Genomic DNA, 23,072 nt, shown 5'->3' with positions numbered 1-23,072 from the left:
TAATAGCGACCGATCAGGAGACGATGCGATGAAGATTGCGGTTATGGGCGGAGACGGTTTCATTGGTTGGCCCACCTCGCTCCACCTTTCCGATGCCGGTCATGACATCCATATCCTCGACAATCTCTCGCGCCGCTGGATAGACACCGAACTCGGCGTGCAGTCGCTCACCCCGATGGATTCGATCCAGGAGCGCACGCGCATCTGGCACGCAGAAACCGGGCGCCGTATCCACTTCAATCTGATCGATCTCGCTAGGGATTACGAACTTCTGAAGAAATGGCTTTCGGAACACCGGCCGGACGCGATCATCCATTTTGCCGAACAGCGGGCCGCGCCCTATTCGATGAAGAGCGACCGCCACAAGAACTACACGGTCAACAACAATGTCAGTGCCACGCACAACCTCCTGAACGCGCTGACCGATCTCAATCTCGACGCCCACCTCATCCATCTCGGCACCATGGGCGTCTATGGCTATTCGACGGTCGGTGCAGCCATCCCCGAAGGCTATCTGCCGGTCGGCGTTGAAACCGTGGACGGCGAAACGGTCAGCCAGGAGATTCTCTACCCCTCCAATCCGGGCTCGATCTACCACATGACCAAGTGCCTGGATCAGCTTCTCTTCCAATTCTACGCCAAGAACGACGGCTTGCGAATCACCGACCTGCACCAAGGCATCGTCTGGGGCACGCATACCGAGCAGACGCGCCGCCACGCGCAGCTGATCAACCGTTTCGATTACGACGGCGATTACGGCACGGTGCTGAACCGTTTCCTCATTCAGGCAGCGATCGGTTATCCGCTGACGGTGCACGGCACCGGCGGCCAGACCCGCGCCTTCATCCACATCCAGGATTCGGTGCGCTGCATCGAGCTGGCGCTGAAGAACCCGCCCGTCCGCGGCGCCCGCGTCGAGATCTTCAATCAAATGACGGAAACCCACCGGGTGCGAGACCTCGCCGAGATGATCGCCAGGATGAGCGGCGCCAAGATCGCTTGGCTGCCCAACCCGCGCAAGGAGGCTGCCGAAAACGAGCTGATCGTCCGGAACGAAAAGTTCCTCGACCTTGGCCTTGAACCGACCACGCTGGAAGCCGGGCTGCTGGGCGAAATCGTCGACGTGGCGAAGAAATTCGCCTATCGCGTCGACCGCTCTCGCGTGCCGGCCGTCTCCGCCTGGACTAAAGACATTGCCGCGACGCTCAATCACGATCCGGAAGGCAAGCGGCTGAAGTCTGTGTCGTGAGCGCTGAGATGACGAACGCCAGAGGGTTATCGGCCGACCCGAAAACTTCCCCACATCACGTCGGTTCAACCAAGGGCCGGCATCTCATTTGGACTCGCCAAAGAGGAAAGGTCGCGGCTTGCTCCCTCTTCTCCCGAGCGGGGGTCCAAAGGACGGGTCGAGACCCGCGGCTCGGCCCCGGGCGGTGGCCCGCAGGGTCGGATGAGGGGGCCACACGGCACGCCATACATTGCCTTTTGCTCGTGCTCAGAGCATTCGCTCCTGTCGTCGCTCACCCCCTCAACCGCCTGCCGGCACCTTCTCCCCGCTGGGGAGAAGAGACGCGTAGCAACGCCTTGCCGTCTCTCTTTCGCCGAAGCGAGATTTATCGGGGCAGTCAAATCCGATGAACCGCTCGCCCGTCTTCGCCTACGTCACCCTCGTCACCAATGCTGACTACGCTATGGGCGCCACCGCACTGGTGAGGTCGCTTCGCCGAACCGGTACCAATGCCGATATCGTCGTCCTGCACACCGGCGGCGTCGATGTGGCCGCCCTCGCTCCTCTGAACGCGCTCGGTTGCCAACTCGTTGAGGTCGAGCACTTGCCGCTTTCCGATGCCTTCAACGAGCGCCACGCCCGCGGCCATCTCCATTCTGCAGCCCCCTTCACTAAAGGCCGCAAGCCGGAGTTCCATTCGCCGCTCGACAATTTCTGCAAGCTCAGGCTCTGGCAGCTGGTGAAGTATGAGCGCTGCGTCTTCATCGATGCCGACGCCCTGGTGCTGAAGAACGTCGACAGGCTCTTCCTCTATCCGGAATTTTCTGCCGCTCCCAACGTCTATGAAAGTCTCGCCGACTTTCGCCGCTTGAATTCCGGCGTCTTCGTCGCCACGCCGTCGCATGACACATTCGGGAAAATGCTCGAAAGGCTCGACAGGTCCGAGGCTTTCTGGCGACGCACCGACCAGACCTTTCTGCAGACGTTCTTCCCGGAATGGCACGGCCTACCGGTCTATTTCAACATGCTGCAATATGTATGGTTCACCATGCCGGAGCTTTGGGACTGGAAGAGCATTTCGATCGTGCACTATCAGTATGAAAAACCGTGGGAAAAGGATCATCCAAAGGCAAAACAACTACAACCATTGATCGACCTGTGGCACAATATACACGATAATGGCGACTTGCCTCAGATCACGGCGCTGGGAAATCCGGAAGGGACGGCATGAAAGTATTGGTATCCGGCGGAACGGGTCTCGTCGGCCGGTACGTCGTCGAGGAGCTGTTGGCCGCCGGCTATCAGGTGATTGTCGGCGGACGCCGGGCGCCGCTGCCGCGTTTCTTCTCTCGCCCGGTCGAGTTCGCAGCACTCTCCCTCGATCCCGACAAGGATCAGATCGACGTCTTCGACGACGCTTACTTCTTCGTGCACGCCGCCTTCAGCCATGTTCCCGGCAAATATCGCGGCGGCGAGGGCGAGGATCCCGAGAGCTTCCACAGATTGAACCTCGACGGCACCGTCCGGCTCTTCGAAGCGGCCAAACGCGCCGGCACGCGCCGTTGCGTCTTCCTGTCCAGCCGCGCTGCCTATGGCGACCAACCGCCGGGAACCGAGCTTGTCGAAACGATGCTTCCAAAACCGGAGACGCTCTACGGCCAGGTGAAACTCGACGCCGAAGGCGCGCTCAGCCATCTCTCGACGCCGGGTTTTGCCGGTGTAAGCCTGAGGGCAACTGGTGTCTATGGCGATCTCCCACCGAACAAATGGGATGGCCTCGTCGCCGATTATCTCGCCGGCCGGCCGGTCGCTGCTCGCGCCGGGACGGAGGTTCATGGTCGCGACCTCGGCCGCGCGGTGCGGCTGATGCTGGAGACGGAAAGCACCCGCATCTCGGGCGAAGTCTTCAACATATCGGACATAACAGTCGACACGCGCGACATTCTCGCGGCTATCCGCCGTGAAACGAGCTGTCCCCACGTTTTGCCGCCCCCCGCCGACAAGGCTGCCCTCAATCCGATGAACACGGCGAAAATCCGTGCGCTCGGCTGGCTGCCAGGTGGAACTCCTCTGTTCGAGGAAACGATGCGGTTGCTGGCGGCCGCCTTGCCGGTGTCGCCGCGGCACGAATCTGCGCAGTATCGATAGGCATCCTCGTCTGACGATCGGTAAACGCACGGTGATACGACGTGAAACGGGTGCAGCCCTGTCGCAGCCGGCATTTGCATCGGGTCTCCAGCCGGCTATGCTCGGTTAGACCTCTCAATCCGGCAGATCGAATGACCGCAAAAGAACTGAAAGCGCAGCTGCGCAACGAACGGCTGGCCGCCCGCGACGCCATCGCTCCTGAAGAGCGCATCTCCAAAAGCCTTGCAATGGCCGATCACGCCGGCGAGGCGGTCGCCTTCGAGCCGTGCACGATCATCTCCGGCTTCCTGCCGATCCGGTCGGAGGCCGATCTCAGGCCGCTGATGTCGCGCTTTGCAGCACGCGGCGCGCGGCTCTGCGTGCCGGCGATCCTCGACAAGCAGACCATCGTCTTTCGCGAATTGGCGGAAGGCGCACCGCTTGTCGCTACCGGTTTCGGCACGGTCGGCCCAACCGAGCATGCCGCCGTCCTCGATCCCGAGATCATGCTGGTGCCGCTTTCGGCTTTCGATGTCAGAGGCCACCGCATCGGCTACGGCGCCGGCCACTACGACCGCGCCATCAGCCGGCTCAGAGAGAAAGGCCTGCACCCCAAGCTGATCGGCATTGCATTCGACTGCCAGGAAGTGGCACATGTGCCCGACGAGCCGCATGACATAAGCCTGGATGCCATCCTGACAGAAAGCGGCCTTCGCTTTTTTGCCTCTTGGATTGGATAGGGAATGCGGCTGCTTTTTTTGGGTGACATGGTCGGCAAGACGGGACGCACGGCGGTCTGGGACCGCCTCCCCGGCCTGATCTCCGACCTCAGGCTCGACTTTGTCGTCGTCAACGGCGAGAATGCCGCCGGCGGTTTCGGCATCACCGAGGACATCTTTCTCGAAACGATCAATGCCGGCGCCGATGTGGTGACGACCGGCAATCACGTCTGGGACCAGAAGGAAGCCGTCGCCTTTGCCGGGCGGCACGATCAGTTCCTGCGGCCGGCCAATTATCCGCAAGGCACGCCCGGGCGCGGCTCCGGCCTTTTCTATGCCAGGAACGGTGCGCGGGTGCTCGTTGCCAATGTCATGGGCCGCGTCTTCATGCATCCGGAACTCGACGACCCCTTCAAATCGGCGGAAGCGATCCTCGATGCCTGCCCGCTGAAAGAGCAGGCCGATGCAATCGTCTTCGATTTTCATGCAGAAGCGACCAGCGAGAAGCAATGCTTCGGCCATTTCGTCGACGGCCGCGCCAGTTTCGTCGTCGGCACCCACACCCATGTGCCGACCGCCGATGCGCAGATCCTGAACGGCGGCACCGCCTATATGTCGGATGCCGGCATGTGCGGCGACTACGACTCCTCCCTCGGCATGGACAAGGAGGAGCCGCTCAACCGCTTCATCTCCAAGATGCCGAAGGGCCGCATGGAGGCGGCAAGCGGCCCGGCGACGATCTGCGGCGTCGGCGTGGAGATTTCCGATGCCACCGGACTGGCCGAAAAAATCGCGCCGCTTCGGCTCGGGCCGCGTTTGGCCGAGACGGTGCCGGAGTTCTGGCGATAATCCAGCCGCTCCAACACGCAATTGTGAGCATCGCGGCTCTGGACCGCTGCGACCTCATGACGCATCCTCCGCCGCTCAATGAAAGCGCCGGAGGAAGTGGCATGAAGCCGCATTATCTCATCCTCGCTATCACATGCTTGACGGCCTTCGCCGCATCAGATCCCGCCGAGGCACAGGAGCAGCGCCGGCGAGCCAGCCAATGCCACGTGATCGCCGAGAATATGCCCAGGGCGACCTTCGCCAGTTTCTCCGTCGCCCCGGCGCCGATGCCGGCTGTATCCGAAGGCGAGAATGTTAGATTTACCTATCTCGGCCATTCCACCTTCGAAATCGAGACCCCCGGCGGCATCATTATCGCGACGGATTATAATGGCTGGTACAAGCCGGCGACGACCCCCGATGTCGTCACGATGAACAAGGCTCATACGACCCACTTCACCCTGACGCCTGAGCCCGACATCAAGCATGTGCTCCACGGCTGGAGCGACGTGCCGGGCGAGAAGGCCAGCATCAATCTCGTCGTCGGCGATGCCTATATCCGCAACGTCACGACCGATATCCGCTTCAACTACGGCATCGGCGGGTCGCAGGAGGATGGAAACTCGATTTTCATCTTCGAGATTGCCGGTCTCTGCATCGGCCATCTCGGCCATCTGCACTACGAGCTGACTGATAGCCATTATACCGAAATCGGCCGCCTTGACGTCGTCATGGTGCCCGTCGACGGCGGCCTGACCATGGGTGCCGACAGCATGAGCCGCGTCATCAAGCGGCTACGCTCGTCGCTGATCCTGCCGATGCACCGCCGTGGCCCGCCGGTCAATGCCTTCGTCTCCATGTTCGGAAAGGACTTCGATATCACTTATGCGCCTGATGACAGCCTCACCGTTTCCATGCGCACGCTTCCCAGGAAGCCGCTGATCTATGTGATGAAGGGGGTGCAGTAAAAGCCGGCGGGGCCCCTCCAAACCTTGCTGATCAAGCAAATTGTAGGTGGCGTTTGACGCCGACCTCGGGCATCTTGTCGTCGTCCAGATTGGCCTTGGCGATCTCCCAACCGAATTTTAGCGTGCTGCCTGTCGAAACCCAGATCTCGGCATCATCGACATGCAGGGAAAGCATGGTGAGTTTCGGGTCTTTCTTGCCGCCGTCATACCAGGCCGCCACCATCGAACTCCAATATTCCTCGATCTTGGACGGGTCGGGGCGTACCTCGATGACGCCGGAAAGGCAGGCGTGATAATCGTGATCCTTGCCGATGACGCAGAAATGCGCGCGGCTACCGGGTTTGATGGCGCGCACGATGTCGGCGTCGGTTTTTGTGTAGAACCAGATCGTGTTGGTGGTGGGATCGGCATGCGGCGCCATCGGCTGCATGTGCATATCAAGCCCGGAAATTCCGAGCATGCCGGCATGAACACCGTTGACCTGATCCCAAAGCTGACGTGCTGGTTGCTCCCGCGCCTCGCTGAGACTTGCCATGACCGTTCCTTTCCGTTGGGTGGAGTTCGGTTGAAACGTCATCCTCCTGCCTTTGTTCCGTCCGCCAGCAGCGGGCGGCGCCGTCTTTTCAGCGCAGGGAAATATGCGATAGTGCACCTGACCGGCGGAGGATCAGCAATGCGAGCAGGACATTCGATTCTGACTTTGATCTTCTGCGCAGCCTATGCACCTGCCTGCCTTGCAGCGGAAAAGACGTTCAAACCCGACCAGAACGGTCAGATCGTCTTCGTCACGCCCACAAGAAATATCGGCTGTGTCTATACACCAAAGGGCGGCGTCGAAATGTATGTGCCAGAAGACGGCGGGCCGGAACTTGCTTGCGATCGCATTGAGCCGCTCTACGTCCGCCTCATCCTCGGTGCGAGCGGCAAGGCCTATACCTTCAAGATGGTCGGAGACGCCGCCTGCTGCAGCGACGAGCATGTGCTCGACTATGGAGATAGCTGGAAGGGCGGGCCTTATTCCTGCACCTCCGGCACCGAAGAGGTGCGCTGCCGACGGCAGGACGGGCATGGTTTCTTCGCTAGCCGCAAGCGGCTGAAAGTTGACTGAGAACGGCAGCAACCCCGTGCATCATGCGACAAATCCACTGCTTTTTCCTTGAATGGGTGCCGTTTCGCTCTTATAAGGCGGCCCATTCCGAACAATGAGACGTGAACAGGGGTGCCATGGCTGGCCATTCACAGTTTAAAAACATCATGCACCGCAAAGGCCGTCAGGATGCCGTGCGGTCGAAAATGTTCTCCAAGCTTGCGCGCGAAATCACCGTTGCCGCCAAGGCCGGCCTGCCCGACCCGACGATGAACGCCCGTCTTCGCCTGGCAATCCAGAACGCCAAGGCCCAGTCCATGCCGAAGGACAACATCGACCGCGCCATCAAGAAGGCAGCTGGCGCCGACAGCGAAAACTATGATGAAGTCCGCTACGAGGGTTATGGTCCGGGCGGCACGGCGATCATCGTCGAAGCCCTGACCGACAACCGCAACCGCACCGCCTCCAACGTCCGCTCGATCTTCACGAAGGCAGGCGGCGCCCTCGGAGAAACCGGTTCCGTTTCCTTCTCCTTCGATCATGTCGGCGAAATCACCTACAAACTTTCCGCAGGCGACGCCGACAAGGTAATGGAAGCCGCGATCGAAGCCGGCGCTGATGACGTCGAGACCGACGAAGAGGGCCATTACATCACCTGCGCTTTCGAAGCCCTTGGCGAAGTGTCGAAAGCCCTGGAGGCAAGCCTCGGCGAAGCCGAAACCGTCAAGGCTGTCTGGCGCGCCCAGAACAACGTGCCGGTGGACGAGGAAAAAGCACAGTCGCTAATGAAGCTCATCGACTCGCTCGAAGACGACGACGACGTGCAGAATGTCTATTCCAACTTCGAAGTCTCGGAAGAGGTTCTGGCCAAGCTCTCCGCCTGAGTTTCCGCACGATCATCAATAGAAACCCGGCCTCTGCGCCGGGTTTTCTGCTTTTTCGGGATGCTACCGTGATGCTACGCGGCGGTCCGCATGAAGTTTCCCAGACTGGCAAACAGTTCCACCGACCTCAGCCGCGCCTCGATGTCATGGATCGGCATCGAGATGATCACCTCGTCAGCCTGAGTCTCCCGGAGGAACTCCGTCAGCTTCGCCTCCGCCGTCGCCGGCGAGCCCACCACGGCATAACGCAGCGTGTGTTCGACGTTCATCTTTTCCATCGGCGACCAGAAGCCTTCCATATCAGTGGCAGGGCGCGGAAACGGGCCGCGGACATTGCGGCGTAGGTTGACGAACTGCTGCTGGGCGGAAGTGAAATGGTAGCGCGCCTCCTCGTCCGTCGCCGCCATAGCGCCCATGACGCCGACCATTACATAGGGCTTGTCGAGCGCCGCCGAGGCCTGGAAGCGGTCGCGATAGATCGCGATGGCGTCGAGCAGCATGTCGGGAGCGAAATGCGAAGCAAAGGCATAGGGAAGTCCCAGCATGGCGGCAAGCTGGGCGCTGTAGAGGCTGGAGCCGAGCAGCCAGATCGGGATATGCGAACCATTGCCTGGGACCGCGAGGATCGCCTGGTTCTCGACCGGCGTGCCCAGCAGCTGCTGCAATTCCACCACGTCATTCGGGAAGCTGTTCGCGCCGGCCTCGAGGTTGCGCCGCAACGCCTGTGCCGTGCGCATGTCCGTTCCCGGCGCCCGTCCCAGGCCGAGATCGATGCGGCCGGGAAAGAGCGCCTCCAGCGTGCCGAACTGCTCGGCGATGACGAGCGGCGAATGATTGGGCAGCATGATGCCGCCGGAGCCGATGCGGATGCGTTTTGTCGCAGCCCCGACATGGCCGATGACAACGGCGGTCGCAGCACTGGCGATGCCCGGCATGCCATGATGCTCGGCTAGCCAGAAGCGCTTGTAACCGAACTCTTCAGCCTTCTGAGCCATCCGCGCAGAGCTTTCGAGCGACTGGCGCACGGTGCTGCCTTCGGCAATGGGAGAAAGGTCGAGTATGGAGAAGGGAACCATGGAAACCTGCCGGGCAGTTGAAGGATCCCGTCTATGTAGGTTGGCGCCCGCCCCATTCCAAACCATGCACGCAAACAAAGGGCCGCGCGAAGGCGGCTCTGGTCGAATATTGCAAGCGATGCCTCACCGGTGACGGCGCAACACATGCACCTCGGCGCTCGGTCTGTGGTGCCCCTGCGGCAGCGTGAAATTGCCGAGTTGGCGGTCCATTTCCAGAGCTTCCGTCGCCAGGCGGTGGATCGCCGCCGTTGTCTCCTCGACCATTGAGGCGTTCTGCTGCGTCATCGCGTCGAGTTCGGCCACTGCATTGTTGATCTCGCGCAGCGTATTGGCTTCGTCGCGGGTCGATTCCATGATCTCGTTGATCTGGCCGTTGATCGCCTCTACGTGGGCGCCGATGCCGGTAAGGGCAACGCCGGCCTTCTCGACCAGCGCGACACCGCTTTCGACCTCATGCGTGGACTTCTGCAGCAGGCTGGAGATCTCCTTTGCCGCACTCGATGAGCGCTGGGCGAGCTCCCGGACTTCCATGGCGACGACGGCAAAGCCCTTGCCCGATTCCCCCGCGCGGGCCGCCTCAACGCCAGCGTTCAGCGCCAGAAGATTGGTCTGGAAGGCGATGTCGTCGATAACCGATATGATGGTGTTGATCTGGCGCGATGAAGTCTGGATGGCCTCCATCGCCGCAATCGTCTCACGCATGATCTGGCCGGAGCCGGTCGTCTCCGTCTTGGCGTCTCGGGCGATACGCTCAGCCTGTTCTGCCCGCTCGATCTGACGGCGAACGGACTGGGTAATGGCGCTGATCGCATTCGCCGTCTCGGTGATCGACCCGGCCTGACGTTCGGTGCGCCCGGCAAGCTCGTCGGCGCCGGTGCGCATCTCCTCGGAGCCGGCACGCACCGCCATCGAGTTGCCGCCGATCGCCGTCATAGTTTCGCTGAGCGTTGCAAGCGCGTCGTTGAAATTGACGCGCAGGCTTTCGAGCTCGTTCGGGAAGCGGGTGTCGATCTGGTAGGCGAGATCGCCGCTTGCCAGATGATGCAGACCCTCATCGAGCGCTTCCACCACCTGCTGCAGCGACTTCGCCTCGGCCTCCCGTTCTGCGAGATTCTGCTGGCGCTCCTGTTCGGCCTGCAGGCGTGTCTCTTCGCTCGCCGCTTCGAGTTCGCGGCCTTCGATCAGCGACTGCCGGAAGCGGGCAAGCGCTTTCGCCATCGTGCCGATCTCGTCCTTGCGGTTCAGGCTGCCGATCTCGCTGTCGAGCTTGCCGTCGGCGACGTCGCGAGTCACACCGGCGAGCCGCGCCAGCGGCGAAAACAGGAAATTCGTGACGAGTCCGGTTGCGACCGCCATGACGACGAGCACACCCAAGCCAATCATCGTCAGCAAAGTGGCGATTTCGATCGAGCCGGCATTGAGCTCGCTGAGCAGCACGCTCTCGACCACGAGAAAGCGGTCGCCACGATAGTCGATGCCGCGGACATAGGCACGGGCCGCGCCATCCGCCCTGTCGAAATCGGCCACGGTCATCGCGGAGCTGGCAAGCGCGTCCTTGATGAAGGTGAAGGGGGTGGCATCGAGCGTCGCAAGCTTGCCGCCGGCTTCGAGGGCGATAGCGGAGCCATCGCTGGCGACGATCGCAGCCCGCGCGGTGCTGCCCTGGACGATGCCCTTGGCAAGGATGCTCGAGATGATGTCGTCGCGCACTTTGAACAGGATAATGCCCTTGGCCGCTCCGAGCTTGACGATCGGCACGGCATAGAAGATCGCGGGCTTGCCGCTTGCCGCATCGACACGGAGGCCGGAGAAGCCCGTCGGTGCGGCGTCATCCGTCGCCTTGGCGGCATTCTCGATCGCCTTGGCGAAAGCGACGCCGGCGCCGGTTGTCTTCCAGGCGTCCGACTTCAGATTCTCCGCGAAGTCGTCGTCCTTCTTGTAGGAATAGAGTACGCTACCGTCGAGATCGGCGATCAGCAGATCGCTGAAAGCGGTGTTTTCGAGGTCACGGGCAACTTCGCCCTGCGTCTGCTCATGGTTTGAATAATAGAACCCGCTCGGCCCTTCCGGCTTCATCAGCTTCTCGCGCTGGTCTGCCGGGTTGGGATTGCCCGTGATAAAAACCTTCTTCAGCTCGGCGCGGGCATCCCCCGAAGTCTTCTGGATTGTCTTCCAGCCGCTCTTCAAGCTGGTGATCGACATCTGCAGCGCCTCGATGCGCGCGATGGAATTGGCTTGGTTCTCGAGCTGCACCAGTTGGTCCTGCAGCATGTCGCCACGGAAGATCAGCACGCTCTCCTTGGCCTTCAGCGCCTGCTCGTCGGAGATGCGGCTGCTGGCGAAATAGGCGAGCACATCGATGACCGCGATCGACAGCACGGTCATCAGGATGAATGTGGCAATGACCTTGAAGGACAGGGATTGAAATCTCTGAGCCATATACGACGAACCCTCTGAACGGCGCCTGCCAGCCTGGGCGCGCGGCCGGCTGACCTCAACAGAATATCGGGGGCTTATTCTTGCGGAACGAAGCCCCACGCACATTCGACGAACAAGAATTCAGGCATCTCTTTTAATTCGCGGTAAATGGCGCATCCGAAAACAACGATGTTTTTGTTTTGTTCACATATCGATGGCACTTATTTTGCAATCGCTATAAGTTGAACCATGCAAAATACGATTCGCATCATCGGTATCGATCCCGGTCTTCGCCGCACTGGCTGGGGAATCATCGACACATTAGGCAATTCCCTGAAATTCGTGGCCTCAGGGACGGTGACCTCAGATGGCGAGATGGATCTCGCCTCCCGCCTCTGCCAGTTGCATGATGGGTTGGCCGACATCGTCCATAGCTACCAGCCAGATGAAGCCGCCGTCGAACAAACCTTCGTCAACAAGGACGCGGTGGCGACCCTGAAGCTCGGCCAGGCCCGCGGCATCGCCATGCTAGTGCCGGCGCGCGCTGGATTGCCGGTTTCCGAATATGCCCCGAACGCGGTGAAGAAGGCGGTCATCGGTGTCGGTCACGGCGAAAAGCAGCAGATTCACATGATGTTGAAGATCCTGATGCCGAAGGTCGAATTCAAAGGTAATGACGCCGCCGACGCCTTGGCGATCGCAATTTGTCATGCTCACAATCGCGGCGGCCACCGGATGCGTCAAGCGCTGGCCGGTTAATTCGTTCTTGACCTGTTCTTTTCCCATGATAAGTAATACCGCGGAGGTATTACCATGCGCGTGACCGAAAAAGGCCAGGTGACCATTCCCAAGGACATCAGGGATCGCTTGAAGATCGGCCCGGGATCCGAGGTTGATTTCATTGCTGATGAAAAGGGCGCCCGCCTAGTCGTTCTGTCCAGCCGCACGGAATCATCGCAGGACGATTTTGAATCCTGGCTCGGCAGCATGAGCGGCACTTTCGACACCAACGGCATGACGACCGATGAGTTCATGGAATGGCTGAGGGGACCACGCGATGATCTCAGTCCTGGTTGATACGAACATCTTCATCGATATCTTCGGCCCGGACAATCCTTTCAGTCAATGGTCCGCACGTGCCTTGAGCGCATTGCGCCCGGATTCACAATTCATCATGACACCCGTCGTCTGGGCGGAGCTGGCAAGCATGACCTCGCGCGAGGAAACGCTTGCGTTTCTGCTGTCACGGTTAAACCTGATCCGCGAGGCCCTGCCGTTTTCCGCCGCTTATCGGGCCGGCATGGCGCACGCACAGTACCGGAGGAGCGGCGGCCTGCGCGAGCGCACCCTGCCGGATTTTTTCATCGGTGCGCACGCCGTCGTTCGATCGCATCGTCTTCTGACACGCGATGGCGCGCGCTACCGCTCCTATTTCCCAGAATTGGACATCATTTCTCCCCAAACGCACCCTTGAGAGACCGCGACCCATGATCGGCAAGCTGAAAGGCACTATAGACGAGATCGGCGAAGACTACGTGCTCGTCGATGTGCACGGCGTCTGCTACGTCGCCTATTGCTCGGCCCGAACGCTGTCGAAGCTCGGCTCGGCCGGCGAGGCCTGCGTACTGTTCATAGAGACTTATGTTCGCGAGGATCAGCTGAAGCTCTTCGGCTTCATGACCGCACTGGAGCGGGAATGGTTCAACCTGCTGCAGAGCGTCCAGGGCGTCGGCGCCAAGGTGGCGCTCGCCGTGCTCTCGACGCTGACGCCGAGCGAACTTGCCAATGCGATCGCCCTGCAGGACCGCGCCGCAGTGTCGCGCGCACCGGGTGTCGGTCCGAAAGTGGCAATGCGCCTCGTCACCGAACTGAAGAATCGCGCGCCCGCCTATGCCGGGGAAGCGATCAATATCGCCCTCAAGCAGGAACTCGGCGAAGGTGTCGCCGCCGCACCGATTGCCGATGCAGTGTCCGCGCTGACCAATCTCGGCTACAGCAGAGATCAGGCTGCGAATGCCGTCGCCTCGGCATTGAAAACGGCCGGCGAAGGCGCAGACAGCGCCAAGCTGATCAGGCTCGGATTGAAAGAACTGGCACGGTGAAGATCGGAAAAACCTAGGAATGGATGTCGAGGCAGCTGACTTTTGGTGTATTGCTGTAACAGGTTTCAAAACGGAATGAGAGCATGAGCGAACCCGCCCGCCTGATATCGCCGGAAAAGCGGGGTGAAGACCTTGATGTCACCCTACGCCCGCAATCGCTGGACGAGTTCACCGGCCAGGCTGAGGCGCGCGCCAATCTCAAGATCTTCATCGAGGCGGCGAAAAACCGCGGCGAGGCGCTGGACCATGTGCTGTTCGTCGGCCCGCCGGGCCTCGGCAAGACGACGCTGGCGCAGATTATGGCCAAGGAGCTCGGTGTCAACTTCCGATCGACATCCGGTCCCGTCATTGCCAAGGCCGGCGACCTCGCCGCCCTGCTCACCAATCTCGAGGAGCGTGACGTGCTCTTCATCGACGAGATCCACCGCCTCAATCCCGCCGTCGAGGAAATCCTCTATCCCGCGATGGAGGATTACCAGCTCGACCTCATTATCGGGGAAGGCCCTGCCGCGCGCTCGGTGAAGATCGACCTCTCGAAATTCACGCTTGTCGCCGCCACTACCCGCCTCGGCCTGCTGACGACACCGCTGCGCGATCGTTTCGGCATCCCGGTGCGGCTCAGCTTCTATACCTTCGAGGAACTGGAGCTGATCGTGCGCCGCGGCGCGCGGCTGATGAACCTGCCGATGACCGAAGAAGGCGCCCGCGAGATCGCCAGGCGCGCCCGCGGTACGCCGCGCATTGCCGGCCGGCTGCTGCGGCGCGTGCGTGATTTCGCCGAAGTGGCAAGGGCCGAGGCCGTCACCCGCGAGATCGCCGACGAAGCGCTGACCCGCCTGCTGGTCGACAATGTCGGTTTCGATCAGCTCGACAAACGTTACCTCAACATGATCGCCGTCAATTTCGGCGGCGGCCCGGTCGGCATCGAAACCATCGCCGCCGGCCTTTCGGAACCGCGCGACGCGATCGAGGACATTATCGAGCCCTACATGATCCAGCAGGGTTTCATTCAGCGTACGCCGCGCGGCCGCGTTCTGACCGCAATCGCGTGGAAACATCTGGGAATGCAACCGCCCAAGGAGATGGAGGCTGCCCAGTTCCGGCTGTTCCAGGAGGACGACTGAGTGATCACCCGCCGCGGATTTTTCAAGGTTCTTGGTGGGGGTGTCGCAGGGGTCATGGCCCTCGGCGGTTATGCCTTCGCCTATGAACCGCTGGCGCGGCTCGGCATCGCCCGCTACCGACTGACGCCGCCGGGATGGACATCGGGGCTGAAGCTTCGCGTTGTGGCACTCGCCGATATCCATGCCTGCGAACCCTGGATGTCGGCAAACCGCATTACCTCGATCTGCCACCGGGCCAACGAACTCGAAGGCGACGTGACCGTCCTGCTCGGCGATTATGCATCGGGCATGAACATGGTGACGCAGTACGTGCATTCGAGCCAATGGTCCAAGGCGCTGGCCGCACTCCAGGCACCACTCGGCGTCCACGCAATCATGGGCAATCACGACTGGTGGGAAGACAGGACCGCCCAGAAGAACGGCGGGATGGAAACCTTCGGGCACCGGGCTCTTGCCGATGTCGGCATCCCTGTCTACAGCAACCGCGCCGTCCGGCTCGAAAAGGATGGCCGCGGCTTCTGGCTCGCAGGGCTCGAAGATCAGCTGGCGCTGCTCCCGGGCAGGAAATGGGGTCGCACGCGCATGACCGGCCTCGACGATCTCGATGGAACGATGGCTCAGGTCACTGATGACGCGCCCGTCATCCTACTTGCCCATGAGCCCGATATATTTCCCCGCGTGCCCGAGCGCGTCTCGGTGACGCTCTCGGGTCACACCCATGGCGGACAGATCCGCTTCTTCGGTCGTTCACCGATTGTCCCGTCGCGCTACGGCGATCGCTACGCCTATGGCCATATCGTCGAGGAGGGGCGTAATATCATCGTTTCCGGTGGGCTCGGCTGCTCCATTGCTCCTGTCCGCTTCGGCGTACCACCGGAAATCGTCGTAATCGATCTCGGATAAGAACGACATGAGCAAGCGCACTCCCATCCGCCTGACTCAGGGTGCTGCGCGTTTCAACTACCGCATTGCCGGCCTCGGCTTTCGCGATGGGCACGTGCTTGTTCATCGCGCCGTGCACGAGCCCTTCTGGACCTTTCCGGGCGGTCGGGCGAAATCGGCGAGACGTCGGAGGAAACGCTGAAACGCGAGATGATGGAGGAGCTTGGCCTCACGGTCCCCGTCTTGCGCCTGCTCTGGATCGTCGAGAACTTTTTCCACTACGAACAACGCGACTGGCATGAACTCGGCTTCTATTATCTGATGGAAATCCCGGCGGAATTTCCCTTTCAGCCGCATGAGATCATTCATCGCGTCGAAGATGGCGACAACCATCTCGAATTCAAATGGGTGCCGGCAACGCGCGCGGCCCTGACCGCGCTCGACATCCCGCCCTATTTCATCGCTGATGAAATCGAGAACCTGCCCGGGGCACCACGTCATCTCGTCTGGCGCGACGGCAATCTCGATGACTGACACAAACATTCCGGAGTGCTGAAAGAGGAAAGCCGCCGATGTCGACCTTCGATCCCGCCAGGGCGTTTCGTAAGCTTGCCTATAACAACGCCCTTGCCAACCACCGGCTGCTTCACGCCTGCGCGGCGTTGAAGGCGGGCGAATTCGAAGCGCCGCGCACGAGCTTCTTTCCGTCGATCAAGGAGACCCTGAATCATATCATCACCGTCGACTGGTTCTATGTCGACGGCATGGAAGGTGGCACGCTCGGCTTCCAGGCTTTCGAGGTGGACGAACCCTTCGACGATGTCGAGTCACTGACCCAAGCGCAGGCAAAGGTCGATCAGCGCCTGATCGACCTTTGCGAAGTCCTGACGCCGGAAAGGCTGATCTCGATCGTCAGTCTCCATCGCGGCGATCGTATTCAGCAGGAGCGGATGGACGACGTGCTTGCCCACCTTTTTCAGCATCAGACCCATCATCGCGGCCAGGTCCATGCAATGCTTGCCGGCACCAGCGTTGCCCCGCCGCAGCTCGACGAATTCATCGTCGCCGATGATGCGCGGTTTCGCGGCAGGGAACTCGCCGAACTCGGCTGGAGTGAAGAACGGCTGATGCGTTAATCCTGCAGCCGTCTCTTCAGCCCATCGATGATTGACTTGGTGAGAAGATCGTAGTTCTCATCAAAATGATGGTCGCCGGGCAGTTCGACCACTTCGGCGCCGCTATTTTTGAGTGCCGGACAAGCGACATCATCGTCATCTTCCTTGCCGTAGATGCACTGCACCAACTTCGGATCGACGTTCTTCAGGTCGCTGACCGGATCTCCCCCTGCCCCTTCGGTCTTCTGGCCGAGCCAGCCGAGAACGGAGATGACGTAATCAACTTGGTGCGAGAGCGACAGCAGCGACAACTGCACCACGGAGGACTTCTCGGCCGGTTTGAGCAGCTGATAGGTAGCGGGCACGACATCGGCGCCGAAAGAGTAGCCGACGAGCAGAACATGCTTCACCTTCCACTGCTTACGATAGAAATCGATGATCTTCGAAAGATCGTTGGCTGTCTCCTCGGGCTTGCGCTCCGACCAGAAATAATGAAGTGAATCAACGCCGACGACGGGAATGCCTTCTTTTTGCAGCGTGCCGCCGACCTCCTTGTCGATGTCGCGCCAACCGCCGTCGCCGGAATAGATCACGGCCATCGTATCAAAGGCAGGCCTTGCTTCCAGCACCGCCAGCGGCAGGCCGAGCGGATTGCCGAAGGCGCCGGAGGCAGTGACGAGGTCATCGAGCGTGTCGCCGAATACCGTCTGTGCATCGTCTGTGGAATCGCGGATCTCGATCTCGGAATGGGCTTTCTGTAGCGCCTCGGCATGCGCCCGGCCGTCCTTGTCAGCTTTAGGCGTGAAAACTGATATGATCGGATCCGGCAGGGCGCCGTCGCTGAGGCCATAGACCGTGCGTTGGCCGATCACCTTCTTGGAAGCCGGCGTGCAAAGCTCCTTGGTTAGCGGAATGCCGGCCAGCGGATCGACCGCAAGCGTCTGACCGATCGTCGCATCCGGCGTCTGAGCCGCGATCGCCAAGGCCAAGGCGCCGCCCTCGCCGATGCCGGCGACGATCGGGAGGTGATAGCTATTGTTGCCGGTCGCGCGCTGAACCTGCTGGCTCAGCGATTCGATATCCGAGACCATGTAGATGCAGCCGTCGTTGAGGCTGACGTCGTAGCGGCTGAGCGCCTGCATATAAGAGGGAAAGTCGACGCCGATGACGACAGCGCCTTCGGCGACCAGCCTGTCGGCCTCGGCCTTCTCATAATCGCCCCAGCCGGCGGCATCCGAGATCAGCATCACGGTGCCCTTCACCTCCCCTTCCGGCAGGAAGATGTGCGGCGATGGGATGAGCCCACTTTCGAAGCTCTGCGTGGTTTCCTCGGCGGCATCAGCCGGCGCGGCCGCGAGCATGCAGACGCATGCCGTGGCAAGAAGGATTGTCCTGATCATTTTCTCACTACCCCTTTCAATCCGCCCCCGATCAGAAATGTCGCGTCCATCAACGCGATCATCGGATTGCCTCCTCCGGAAACCGCAAGATAGCGCGGTTGCCAGTGCGGATGAAACTTGGATTTGAATGCCCGAAGGCCTTTGAAGTTATAGAAGCGCTCGCCGTGCTCGAAGATGGTGCTACCGATACGGTCCCAGACGGGCGCTGCTTCGCGTTTCGACATGCCGGAGAGAGGCGCCATGCCGAGATTGAAGTGGGTGAAACCCTGGTTACGCAGATATTCCATGATCTGCACGAAGAGAAAGTCCATTGAGCCCTTCGGCGCGTCCGGCGAGAAGCGCATGAGATCGATCGTGCTCTCCTCGCGTGATTCGGTGACGAGGATATTGGCGAAGGCGGCGATCTTGCCGTCCTTCTTCAGGATGCCGACTGGTTGCGAGGAAACGTAATCGGGATCGAAGGAACCGAGCGAGAAGCCTTTTTCCTTGGCATTGTGATGTTCGAGCCAGGCCGTGGAAACGGCGGCGAGATCATCGATGATATCAGGCACGTCCTCGGGCTCTACCACCGCGAATTCCAGCCCGTCGCGCTGGGCTCGGCTCGCCGTCTGGCGAAGGTTCGCCCATTTGCCGCCCTTCATTTCGAAGGTCCGGAGGTCAACCACCGCCAGTTCGCCGAGCTTGAAGGCGCGGAGGCCGGCATCGGCGCAATGGGAAAGCAGCGCCGGCGAAATCTGGTAGAAGACGGCGCGGCAGCCGGCAGCGCGCGCCGCTTCGACGAACCGCCAGACAAGTTCCTGCACGGCGCGATGATCGCCAATCGGGTCGAACAGTGCGATCCATGAGCGGCCCTGCCGGCCGTACATGATGAAAGCGTCGCCCTTTTCCGAAAACATGATGCTCTTGTCGCCCATGCGCACCAGATTGGCATCGGCATTGCCCTGCTTCCTGACAATGTCGACGGCACGCGTCAGCGCCTCCTCTGTCGCCGGCTCGGGCCGGAAAGCAGCCGGTCGGAGCAGGCTGAAAATGGCGATCGCCGAGGAGATGATGGTGATGCCGAGCAAGGCGCGCAGCCCCCGCGGCGCCTCGGCGGTGAATTCGAACTGCCACCAGAGTTCGTTGCTGTATTCGACATCGCGATAGACGAAGAGCAGGATGACGACGGCGCCAACGACGATCACGGCGATCGCCATCAGCCAGGATGCCGTCATCGCCTGGTTGAGCAGCGATGCATGCCGGGTGAAGAGCCGCCGGCTAACGAAGAGCCCGAAGATGAGAAAGGCGAGAAAGGCTGCTTCGACGAGGGCAATCGCCTTCAGAAGCGACAAGGTCAATGCGGCAACGGCCGAAAACACGGCCACCCACCATGCGCCGTCGAGCCTCTGACCGAGGCCGCGCGCCGCGACCACCAGCGCGAGCCCGAGCAGGCTGGAGAGGAAGTGCGCCCCTTCGACCATCGGCAGCGGCAGATAGTTGGAGAGGAATTCCAGGTTCTGGTCCGGCGTCGGCGTGACGCTCGAAAACACCAGCATGACGCCGAGCAGCAGCGCCAAGGTCGACAACAGCTGCGGCATCAGCCGTCCGCCGATACGGCGGACGCTGGAGGCGGCGGGGTGGTCGACGAAACGGCGCAACTCCGCCGCCGAGACCGCGAGCACGGCGATCAACAGCGGCAAGACATGGTAGATCAGCCGGTAGAGCACCAGCGATCCCAGCACCGCGTCGATATTCACCGCGCTGCCGAGCGAAGCGATGATCACGGTCTCGAACACGCCGAGCCCGGCCGGAACGTGGCTGAGCACGCCGAGACCGACGGCGATCGCATAGACGGCGAGGAAGACCGGCCATCCAATCGCCGTCTGCGGCAAGAGCACGTAGAGCACCGACGCGGAGGCGGCAATATCGAAGGCGGTGACCAGAAATTGGCGCGACCAGGTGCGCGAGTCCGGCAGGCGGATTGCCACGGCGCCGAAATCGAGCACGCGGCCTTCGCGACCAATGATCATCACAGCCCCGAGAATGGCGATGATCGAGCCGGCAATCAGCCGCAGAAGAAATGGACTGACACCGACCAGCGGGCCGATCTCGCTTGCGATGATGATGAGGGCGATTGACGCGACAGCCGCCAGCCCGAGGCCGAAGGAGAGCGTGACGAAGGCGATGATGCGGCCGATATCTTCCGGCGAGAGCCCGAGGCGCGTATAGGCGCGATAGCGGATCGCCCCGCCAGACAGTGCGCCGAAGCCGGCGGTGTTGCCGACCGCATAGGCGCTGAATGCCGTCAGCGCCACATGCGGAAAGGGCAGCTTCTTGCCGATATATTCGATCGCATTGAGATCATAGAAGACCAGCGAAAGGAAACTCAGCGCCGTGAAGAACAGAGCAAGCAGGATCGCGCTCGGCCTCGTCGCAACCAGCGCTGCGACGACATCGTCATAGCGCACCTCGTTGGTGAGCTGCATGATCGCGTAACCGACGAGACAGAAGACGATAAGCGTCGCGGCCGCAGTGAGCGGCGTCCTGTAACGTCTGAAAAGCGTGCGAAAATAAAAAGCGTCCGTCGCCTCGATCTCTTCCAAATTGCCGTGACCCGACATCTCTTACCTGCGCAGTTTCCAATTCGGCGGGAATCATTTTTCGAAGACGTAACATGACGGGCATAGAAGCTCTATGAAGCCATGCCGACGCTACCCAACCCCGCCGCCTGCGCCTCAATCATCTTCAATTGGGGCGAATTTGCGCAGGAATACCTGATGGCACATTGCATTTTCGTAAGCTTGAATGCCTTGCGGCGGTAATGAGGTTCAGGTGGCGGCATTCATGCAGCCGATTCGCCGTTGGCTCGCATATGAGAAGCGTAACGCGCGACGGCAGCCTCCAAATCGGCCTCGCGATCGCCGGCCACCTGCACCGTCGGCACGGCGAACTCGATGCCATTTTCCTTGAAGGCGTTGCGGATCATCGCCAGTGCGTTGCGTCGGATGACGAATTGCTCGCCGGGCTTCGTCATCATCGACAGGCGGATCTCGATCGCGAATTCTCCGAATTGCTCGACGCCCTTCATCTTCAGTGTCTCAATGATGTGCGGGCCGAATTCCGGGTTTTCGAGCAGTGTCTGGCCGATCTGCTTGATCACCTTCTTCGCCTTAACGAGATCGGTGTCGTATTTGACGTTTAGGCTGATCTTGTCGATCGTCCAGTCGCGATTCAAGTTCTTCACCGCGCCGAGTTCGCCGAACGGCACTGTTGTCAGCGGCCCGCGATGATGTCTGAGCTTCACCGATCGCAGGCTGAAGGCTTCGACGACGCCCTTGTGGCTGCCGCTTTCGATATATTCGCCGACGCGGAAAGCATCGTCCCAGAGATAGAACATGCCGCTGATGACGTCTTTGACGATCGTCTGGGCGCCGAAACCGACGGCAACGCCGACGACCCCGGCTCCGGCAATCAGCGGCCCGATCTCGATGCCGAGGCCGGAGAGCACCATCAGAACCGCGATGACGGCGATAACTACGGCAAGGATATTGCGGAAGATCGGCAGTAGCGTCTGGATCCGCGCGTGTTTCGCCTTTTCCTCGTCCGTCGCGGTACCATCCAGGGGTGAATCGAGCAGCCTGCCGTCAATATAGGCTTTGACGACGTGCCAGAGCAGATCAGCCGCAAGCAGGATGACAATGCCACCGATGACGCCGCGAGCGATCTTGTCGACCATCTTGTCGCCGGCAGCCATCGTGTCAGCGCCGACACCAAGCAATCGACCGAGCCAGATTGCCGCGATTGCGATGATCAGCGCACGCACGCCGCGATCAAGCAACACGGTGGCGATGCGGCGCGTGGCAAGGAAACTCGCCTCGGTCTGCCGCAGCGATTTGACCGCGATCGTCGCGACAGCGAGCACCCGCGGCAGCATCAGCACATAGATGCCGAGCCAGAGCAGCCAGTTGAAGCCGGTGACCCAGAGGCCCCAGAGCAGCAGGAAATAAACGGTGAGCGTCCAGGAAATCTCGTGACCGCGCTTCTCGTCCTTATAAGGCCGTGACCAGACTGCCTCGATGGCGATCAGCAGCAGTCCAATGCCGAGAATGTATCCCACAAACAGCCGGGCGCTCGGGGAAAAGCCGAGCGGCTCCATCGACTGAATGGCCGCCCAGCCAAAGATAAAATAGATGACGAAGGTTGCAGAGCGGCGATACCAGAAGAGTGCGACGGCACGTCCCGGCATGGCCGGCGCGGGGACGCCCTGCCGTTCTTCCTCGGCTCGCGCCAGTCCGATGAGATCGACCAGCACGCCGCCGAGACAGATCGTGAAACGCTGGACGATCAGCGCTACGACGCAGACAATGGCAATGCTCTGGCTGAGCGGCGGCCAGTAGAGGCTGAGCAGCGTCAACACGGTCGCCGCCGCGAAGATAAGTGCCGGGATGACGCGTGGCGCCAGATGCATGCCTGCCATCTGAGCCAGACGGCGACGGCGGCGGCGGAAGGCATAGCGGGCAATGCTTTCAATGATCGCGCCCAGCAGAAAAATCGCCAGGAACTGGGCCATCATGCGAACCCGGCCAGTGGCGGCGATTTCGACGAAAAGCAGCGAGGATGCATTGCTAATCTGCAAGGGCAGCGTCATCGCGGCATCGGAAATCATCGAGACATGACGACGGGCATGCTGCAGCAGACCCGACAGGACAGACATCTGGTTTTCCGCCGCTGTACCGCCCGCAGGCGTCGCCGCCATCTGGGTCGACATCCATTGCTTAACCTCGGGCGTCTGCATGAGCTGCATCATCTCACGCACCTGGGCCGGCGGGTTGGCCGCGGCTGGCGCTTGCGCCGGCTGGGCCTGGGCAAAGCTGGTTGAAGCCACGGAGAAAAGCGCAATGAATGCCAATATGCCCGATATGGCGGCCGTCAAGCCGCCTGCCCTGTCACGCTTCACGACCGCCCTCCAACGAAGTGTCGGCGCTTGCACGAAACGAGGCCGACATCTTGCAATGGATACTCGCGACTGCTGCCGCCAGCAAGCGGTAGAAAAACCATGCCGATGGCTAGGAACAGCCGGGGCTGTCGCCTGCCCGAGCCACGCCTTCAATCCGCCATTTACGGGGCGACGGTCG

General features: G+C 61.0%; 21 protein-coding genes and 1 pseudogene. 16 read left to right on the top strand and 6 right to left on the bottom strand.

Features of this window, described 5'->3' with window-relative positions; all coding sequences use genetic code 11:
• The first annotated feature begins 28 nt into the window (after positions 1–28).
• The 6 genes from CO660_RS03255 to CO660_RS03230 all read left to right on the top strand — a co-directional run bounded on the left by CO660_RS03255 (position 29) and on the right by CO660_RS03230 (position 5,870).
• Complete coding sequence (locus CO660_RS03255) at positions 29–1,249, top strand: NAD-dependent epimerase/dehydratase family protein (protein ID WP_085779324.1); 1,221 nt, start codon at positions 29–31, stop codon at positions 1,247–1,249.
• A gap of 385 nt (positions 1,250–1,634) precedes the next feature.
• Positions 1,635–2,459, top strand: a complete 825-nt coding sequence (locus tag CO660_RS03250) for a glycosyltransferase (RefSeq protein ID WP_097597332.1) — start codon at positions 1,635–1,637, stop codon at positions 2,457–2,459.
• Positions 2,456–3,376 carry an NAD(P)-dependent oxidoreductase gene (locus tag CO660_RS03245; protein ID WP_097597331.1) on the top strand — a complete coding sequence of 307 codons (921 nt, stop codon included), beginning with the start codon at positions 2,456–2,458 and terminating at the stop codon, positions 3,374–3,376. The genes CO660_RS03250 and CO660_RS03245 overlap by 4 nt, the downstream gene beginning before the upstream one ends.
• A gap of 131 nt (positions 3,377–3,507) precedes the next feature.
• On the top strand, positions 3,508–4,095 hold the full coding sequence (locus tag CO660_RS03240) for a 5-formyltetrahydrofolate cyclo-ligase (RefSeq protein ID WP_097597329.1): 588 nt from the start codon (positions 3,508–3,510) through the stop codon (positions 4,093–4,095).
• A gap of 3 nt (positions 4,096–4,098) precedes the next feature.
• Entirely contained in the window at positions 4,099–4,923 is an 825-nt protein-coding gene (locus tag CO660_RS03235) for a YmdB family metallophosphoesterase (protein ID WP_085779327.1), read from the top strand.
• Between the two features lie 101 nt (positions 4,924–5,024).
• Positions 5,025–5,870 carry an MBL fold metallo-hydrolase gene (locus CO660_RS03230; protein WP_097597328.1) on the top strand — a complete coding sequence of 282 codons (846 nt, stop codon included), beginning with the start codon at positions 5,025–5,027 and terminating at the stop codon, positions 5,868–5,870.
• Between the two features lie 31 nt (positions 5,871–5,901).
• Here CO660_RS03230 and CO660_RS03225 read toward each other — a convergent pair whose 3' ends face one another.
• On the bottom strand, positions 5,902–6,405 hold the full coding sequence (locus tag CO660_RS03225; RefSeq protein ID WP_097597327.1) for a pyridoxamine 5'-phosphate oxidase family protein: 504 nt from the start codon (positions 6,403–6,405) through the stop codon (positions 5,902–5,904).
• A 138-nt stretch (positions 6,406–6,543) separates the two neighbouring features.
• Here CO660_RS03225 and CO660_RS03220 point away from each other — a divergent pair, with 138 nt between their 5' ends.
• The gene (locus tag CO660_RS03220) at positions 6,544–6,978 is read left to right on the top strand and encodes a DUF6636 domain-containing protein (RefSeq protein ID WP_097597326.1); all 435 of its coding nucleotides are present in this window, start codon (positions 6,544–6,546) and stop codon (positions 6,976–6,978) included.
• Positions 6,979–7,094: 116 nt separating this feature from the next.
• Positions 7,095–7,841 carry a YebC/PmpR family DNA-binding transcriptional regulator gene (locus CO660_RS03215; protein WP_085779331.1) on the top strand — a complete coding sequence of 249 codons (747 nt, stop codon included), beginning with the start codon at positions 7,095–7,097 and terminating at the stop codon, positions 7,839–7,841.
• A 74-nt stretch (positions 7,842–7,915) separates the two neighbouring features.
• Here the strand turns inward: CO660_RS03215 and CO660_RS03210 are convergent, their stop codons facing one another.
• A complete protein-coding gene (locus CO660_RS03210; RefSeq protein ID WP_097597325.1) occupies positions 7,916–8,917 on the bottom strand; it encodes an LLM class flavin-dependent oxidoreductase in 1,002 nt (333 codons plus the stop codon).
• A 123-nt stretch (positions 8,918–9,040) separates the two neighbouring features.
• Positions 9,041–11,356 (bottom strand): methyl-accepting chemotaxis protein, encoded by a 2,316-nt coding sequence (locus CO660_RS03205; RefSeq protein WP_097597324.1) that lies wholly within the window; start codon positions 11,354–11,356, stop codon positions 9,041–9,043.
• Between the two features lie 228 nt (positions 11,357–11,584).
• Here CO660_RS03205 and ruvC point away from each other — a divergent pair, with 228 nt between their 5' ends.
• From ruvC to CO660_RS03165, 8 genes and pseudogenes are all read left to right on the top strand, one after another.
• Positions 11,585–12,094, top strand: coding sequence for a crossover junction endodeoxyribonuclease RuvC (gene ruvC / locus CO660_RS03200; protein WP_097597323.1), 510 nt, complete (start codon positions 11,585–11,587; stop codon positions 12,092–12,094).
• A 54-nt stretch (positions 12,095–12,148) separates the two neighbouring features.
• The gene (locus CO660_RS03195; protein WP_097597322.1) at positions 12,149–12,412 is read left to right on the top strand and encodes an AbrB/MazE/SpoVT family DNA-binding domain-containing protein; all 264 of its coding nucleotides are present in this window, start codon (positions 12,149–12,151) and stop codon (positions 12,410–12,412) included.
• Positions 12,393–12,809 carry a type II toxin-antitoxin system VapC family toxin gene (locus CO660_RS03190; RefSeq protein ID WP_097597321.1) on the top strand — a complete coding sequence of 139 codons (417 nt, stop codon included), beginning with the start codon at positions 12,393–12,395 and terminating at the stop codon, positions 12,807–12,809. Before CO660_RS03195 ends, CO660_RS03190 begins: the two co-directional genes overlap by 20 nt.
• Positions 12,810–12,822: 13 nt before the next feature.
• On the top strand, positions 12,823–13,437 hold the full coding sequence (gene ruvA / locus CO660_RS03185) for a Holliday junction branch migration protein RuvA (RefSeq protein ID WP_097597320.1): 615 nt from the start codon (positions 12,823–12,825) through the stop codon (positions 13,435–13,437).
• Between the two features lie 83 nt (positions 13,438–13,520).
• Positions 13,521–14,561, top strand: coding sequence for a Holliday junction branch migration DNA helicase RuvB (gene ruvB / locus CO660_RS03180; RefSeq protein ID WP_097597319.1), 1,041 nt, complete (start codon positions 13,521–13,523; stop codon positions 14,559–14,561).
• Positions 14,562–15,464, top strand: coding sequence for a metallophosphoesterase (locus tag CO660_RS03175; protein ID WP_097597318.1), 903 nt, complete (start codon positions 14,562–14,564; stop codon positions 15,462–15,464). It abuts the gene before it with no gap.
• A gap of 7 nt (positions 15,465–15,471) precedes the next feature.
• Positions 15,472–15,977: pseudogene (locus CO660_RS03170) on the top strand (NUDIX hydrolase).
• 38 nt (positions 15,978–16,015) lie between these two features.
• Positions 16,016–16,579 carry a DinB family protein gene (locus CO660_RS03165; protein WP_097597317.1) on the top strand — a complete coding sequence of 188 codons (564 nt, stop codon included), beginning with the start codon at positions 16,016–16,018 and terminating at the stop codon, positions 16,577–16,579.
• Here CO660_RS03165 and CO660_RS03160 read toward each other — a convergent pair.
• From CO660_RS03160 to CO660_RS03150, 3 genes are all read right to left on the bottom strand, one after another.
• Positions 16,576–17,958: an AcvB/VirJ family lysyl-phosphatidylglycerol hydrolase gene (locus CO660_RS03160; protein WP_097597316.1), complete on the bottom strand. Its 1,383-nt coding sequence runs from the start codon at positions 17,956–17,958 to the stop codon at positions 16,576–16,578. The two genes, CO660_RS03165 and CO660_RS03160, sit on opposite strands and share 4 nt — an antisense overlap.
• Positions 17,955–20,558, bottom strand: coding sequence for a bifunctional lysylphosphatidylglycerol flippase/synthetase MprF (mprF, locus tag CO660_RS03155; RefSeq protein ID WP_097597315.1), 2,604 nt, complete (start codon positions 20,556–20,558; stop codon positions 17,955–17,957). The genes CO660_RS03160 and mprF overlap by 4 nt, the downstream gene beginning before the upstream one ends.
• Before the next feature lie 221 nt (positions 20,559–20,779).
• Complete coding sequence (locus CO660_RS03150; protein ID WP_097597314.1) at positions 20,780–22,894, bottom strand: mechanosensitive ion channel family protein; 2,115 nt, start codon at positions 22,892–22,894, stop codon at positions 20,780–20,782.
• Between the last annotated feature and the right edge of the window lie 178 nt (positions 22,895–23,072).

It is taken from the genome of Rhizobium sp. L9 (assembly GCF_002531885.1).
Classification (GTDB): domain Bacteria; phylum Pseudomonadota; class Alphaproteobacteria; order Rhizobiales; family Rhizobiaceae; genus Rhizobium.
Note: the sequence above shows the minus strand (reverse complement) of the source record. Positions and strands in the feature narration are given on the sequence as shown.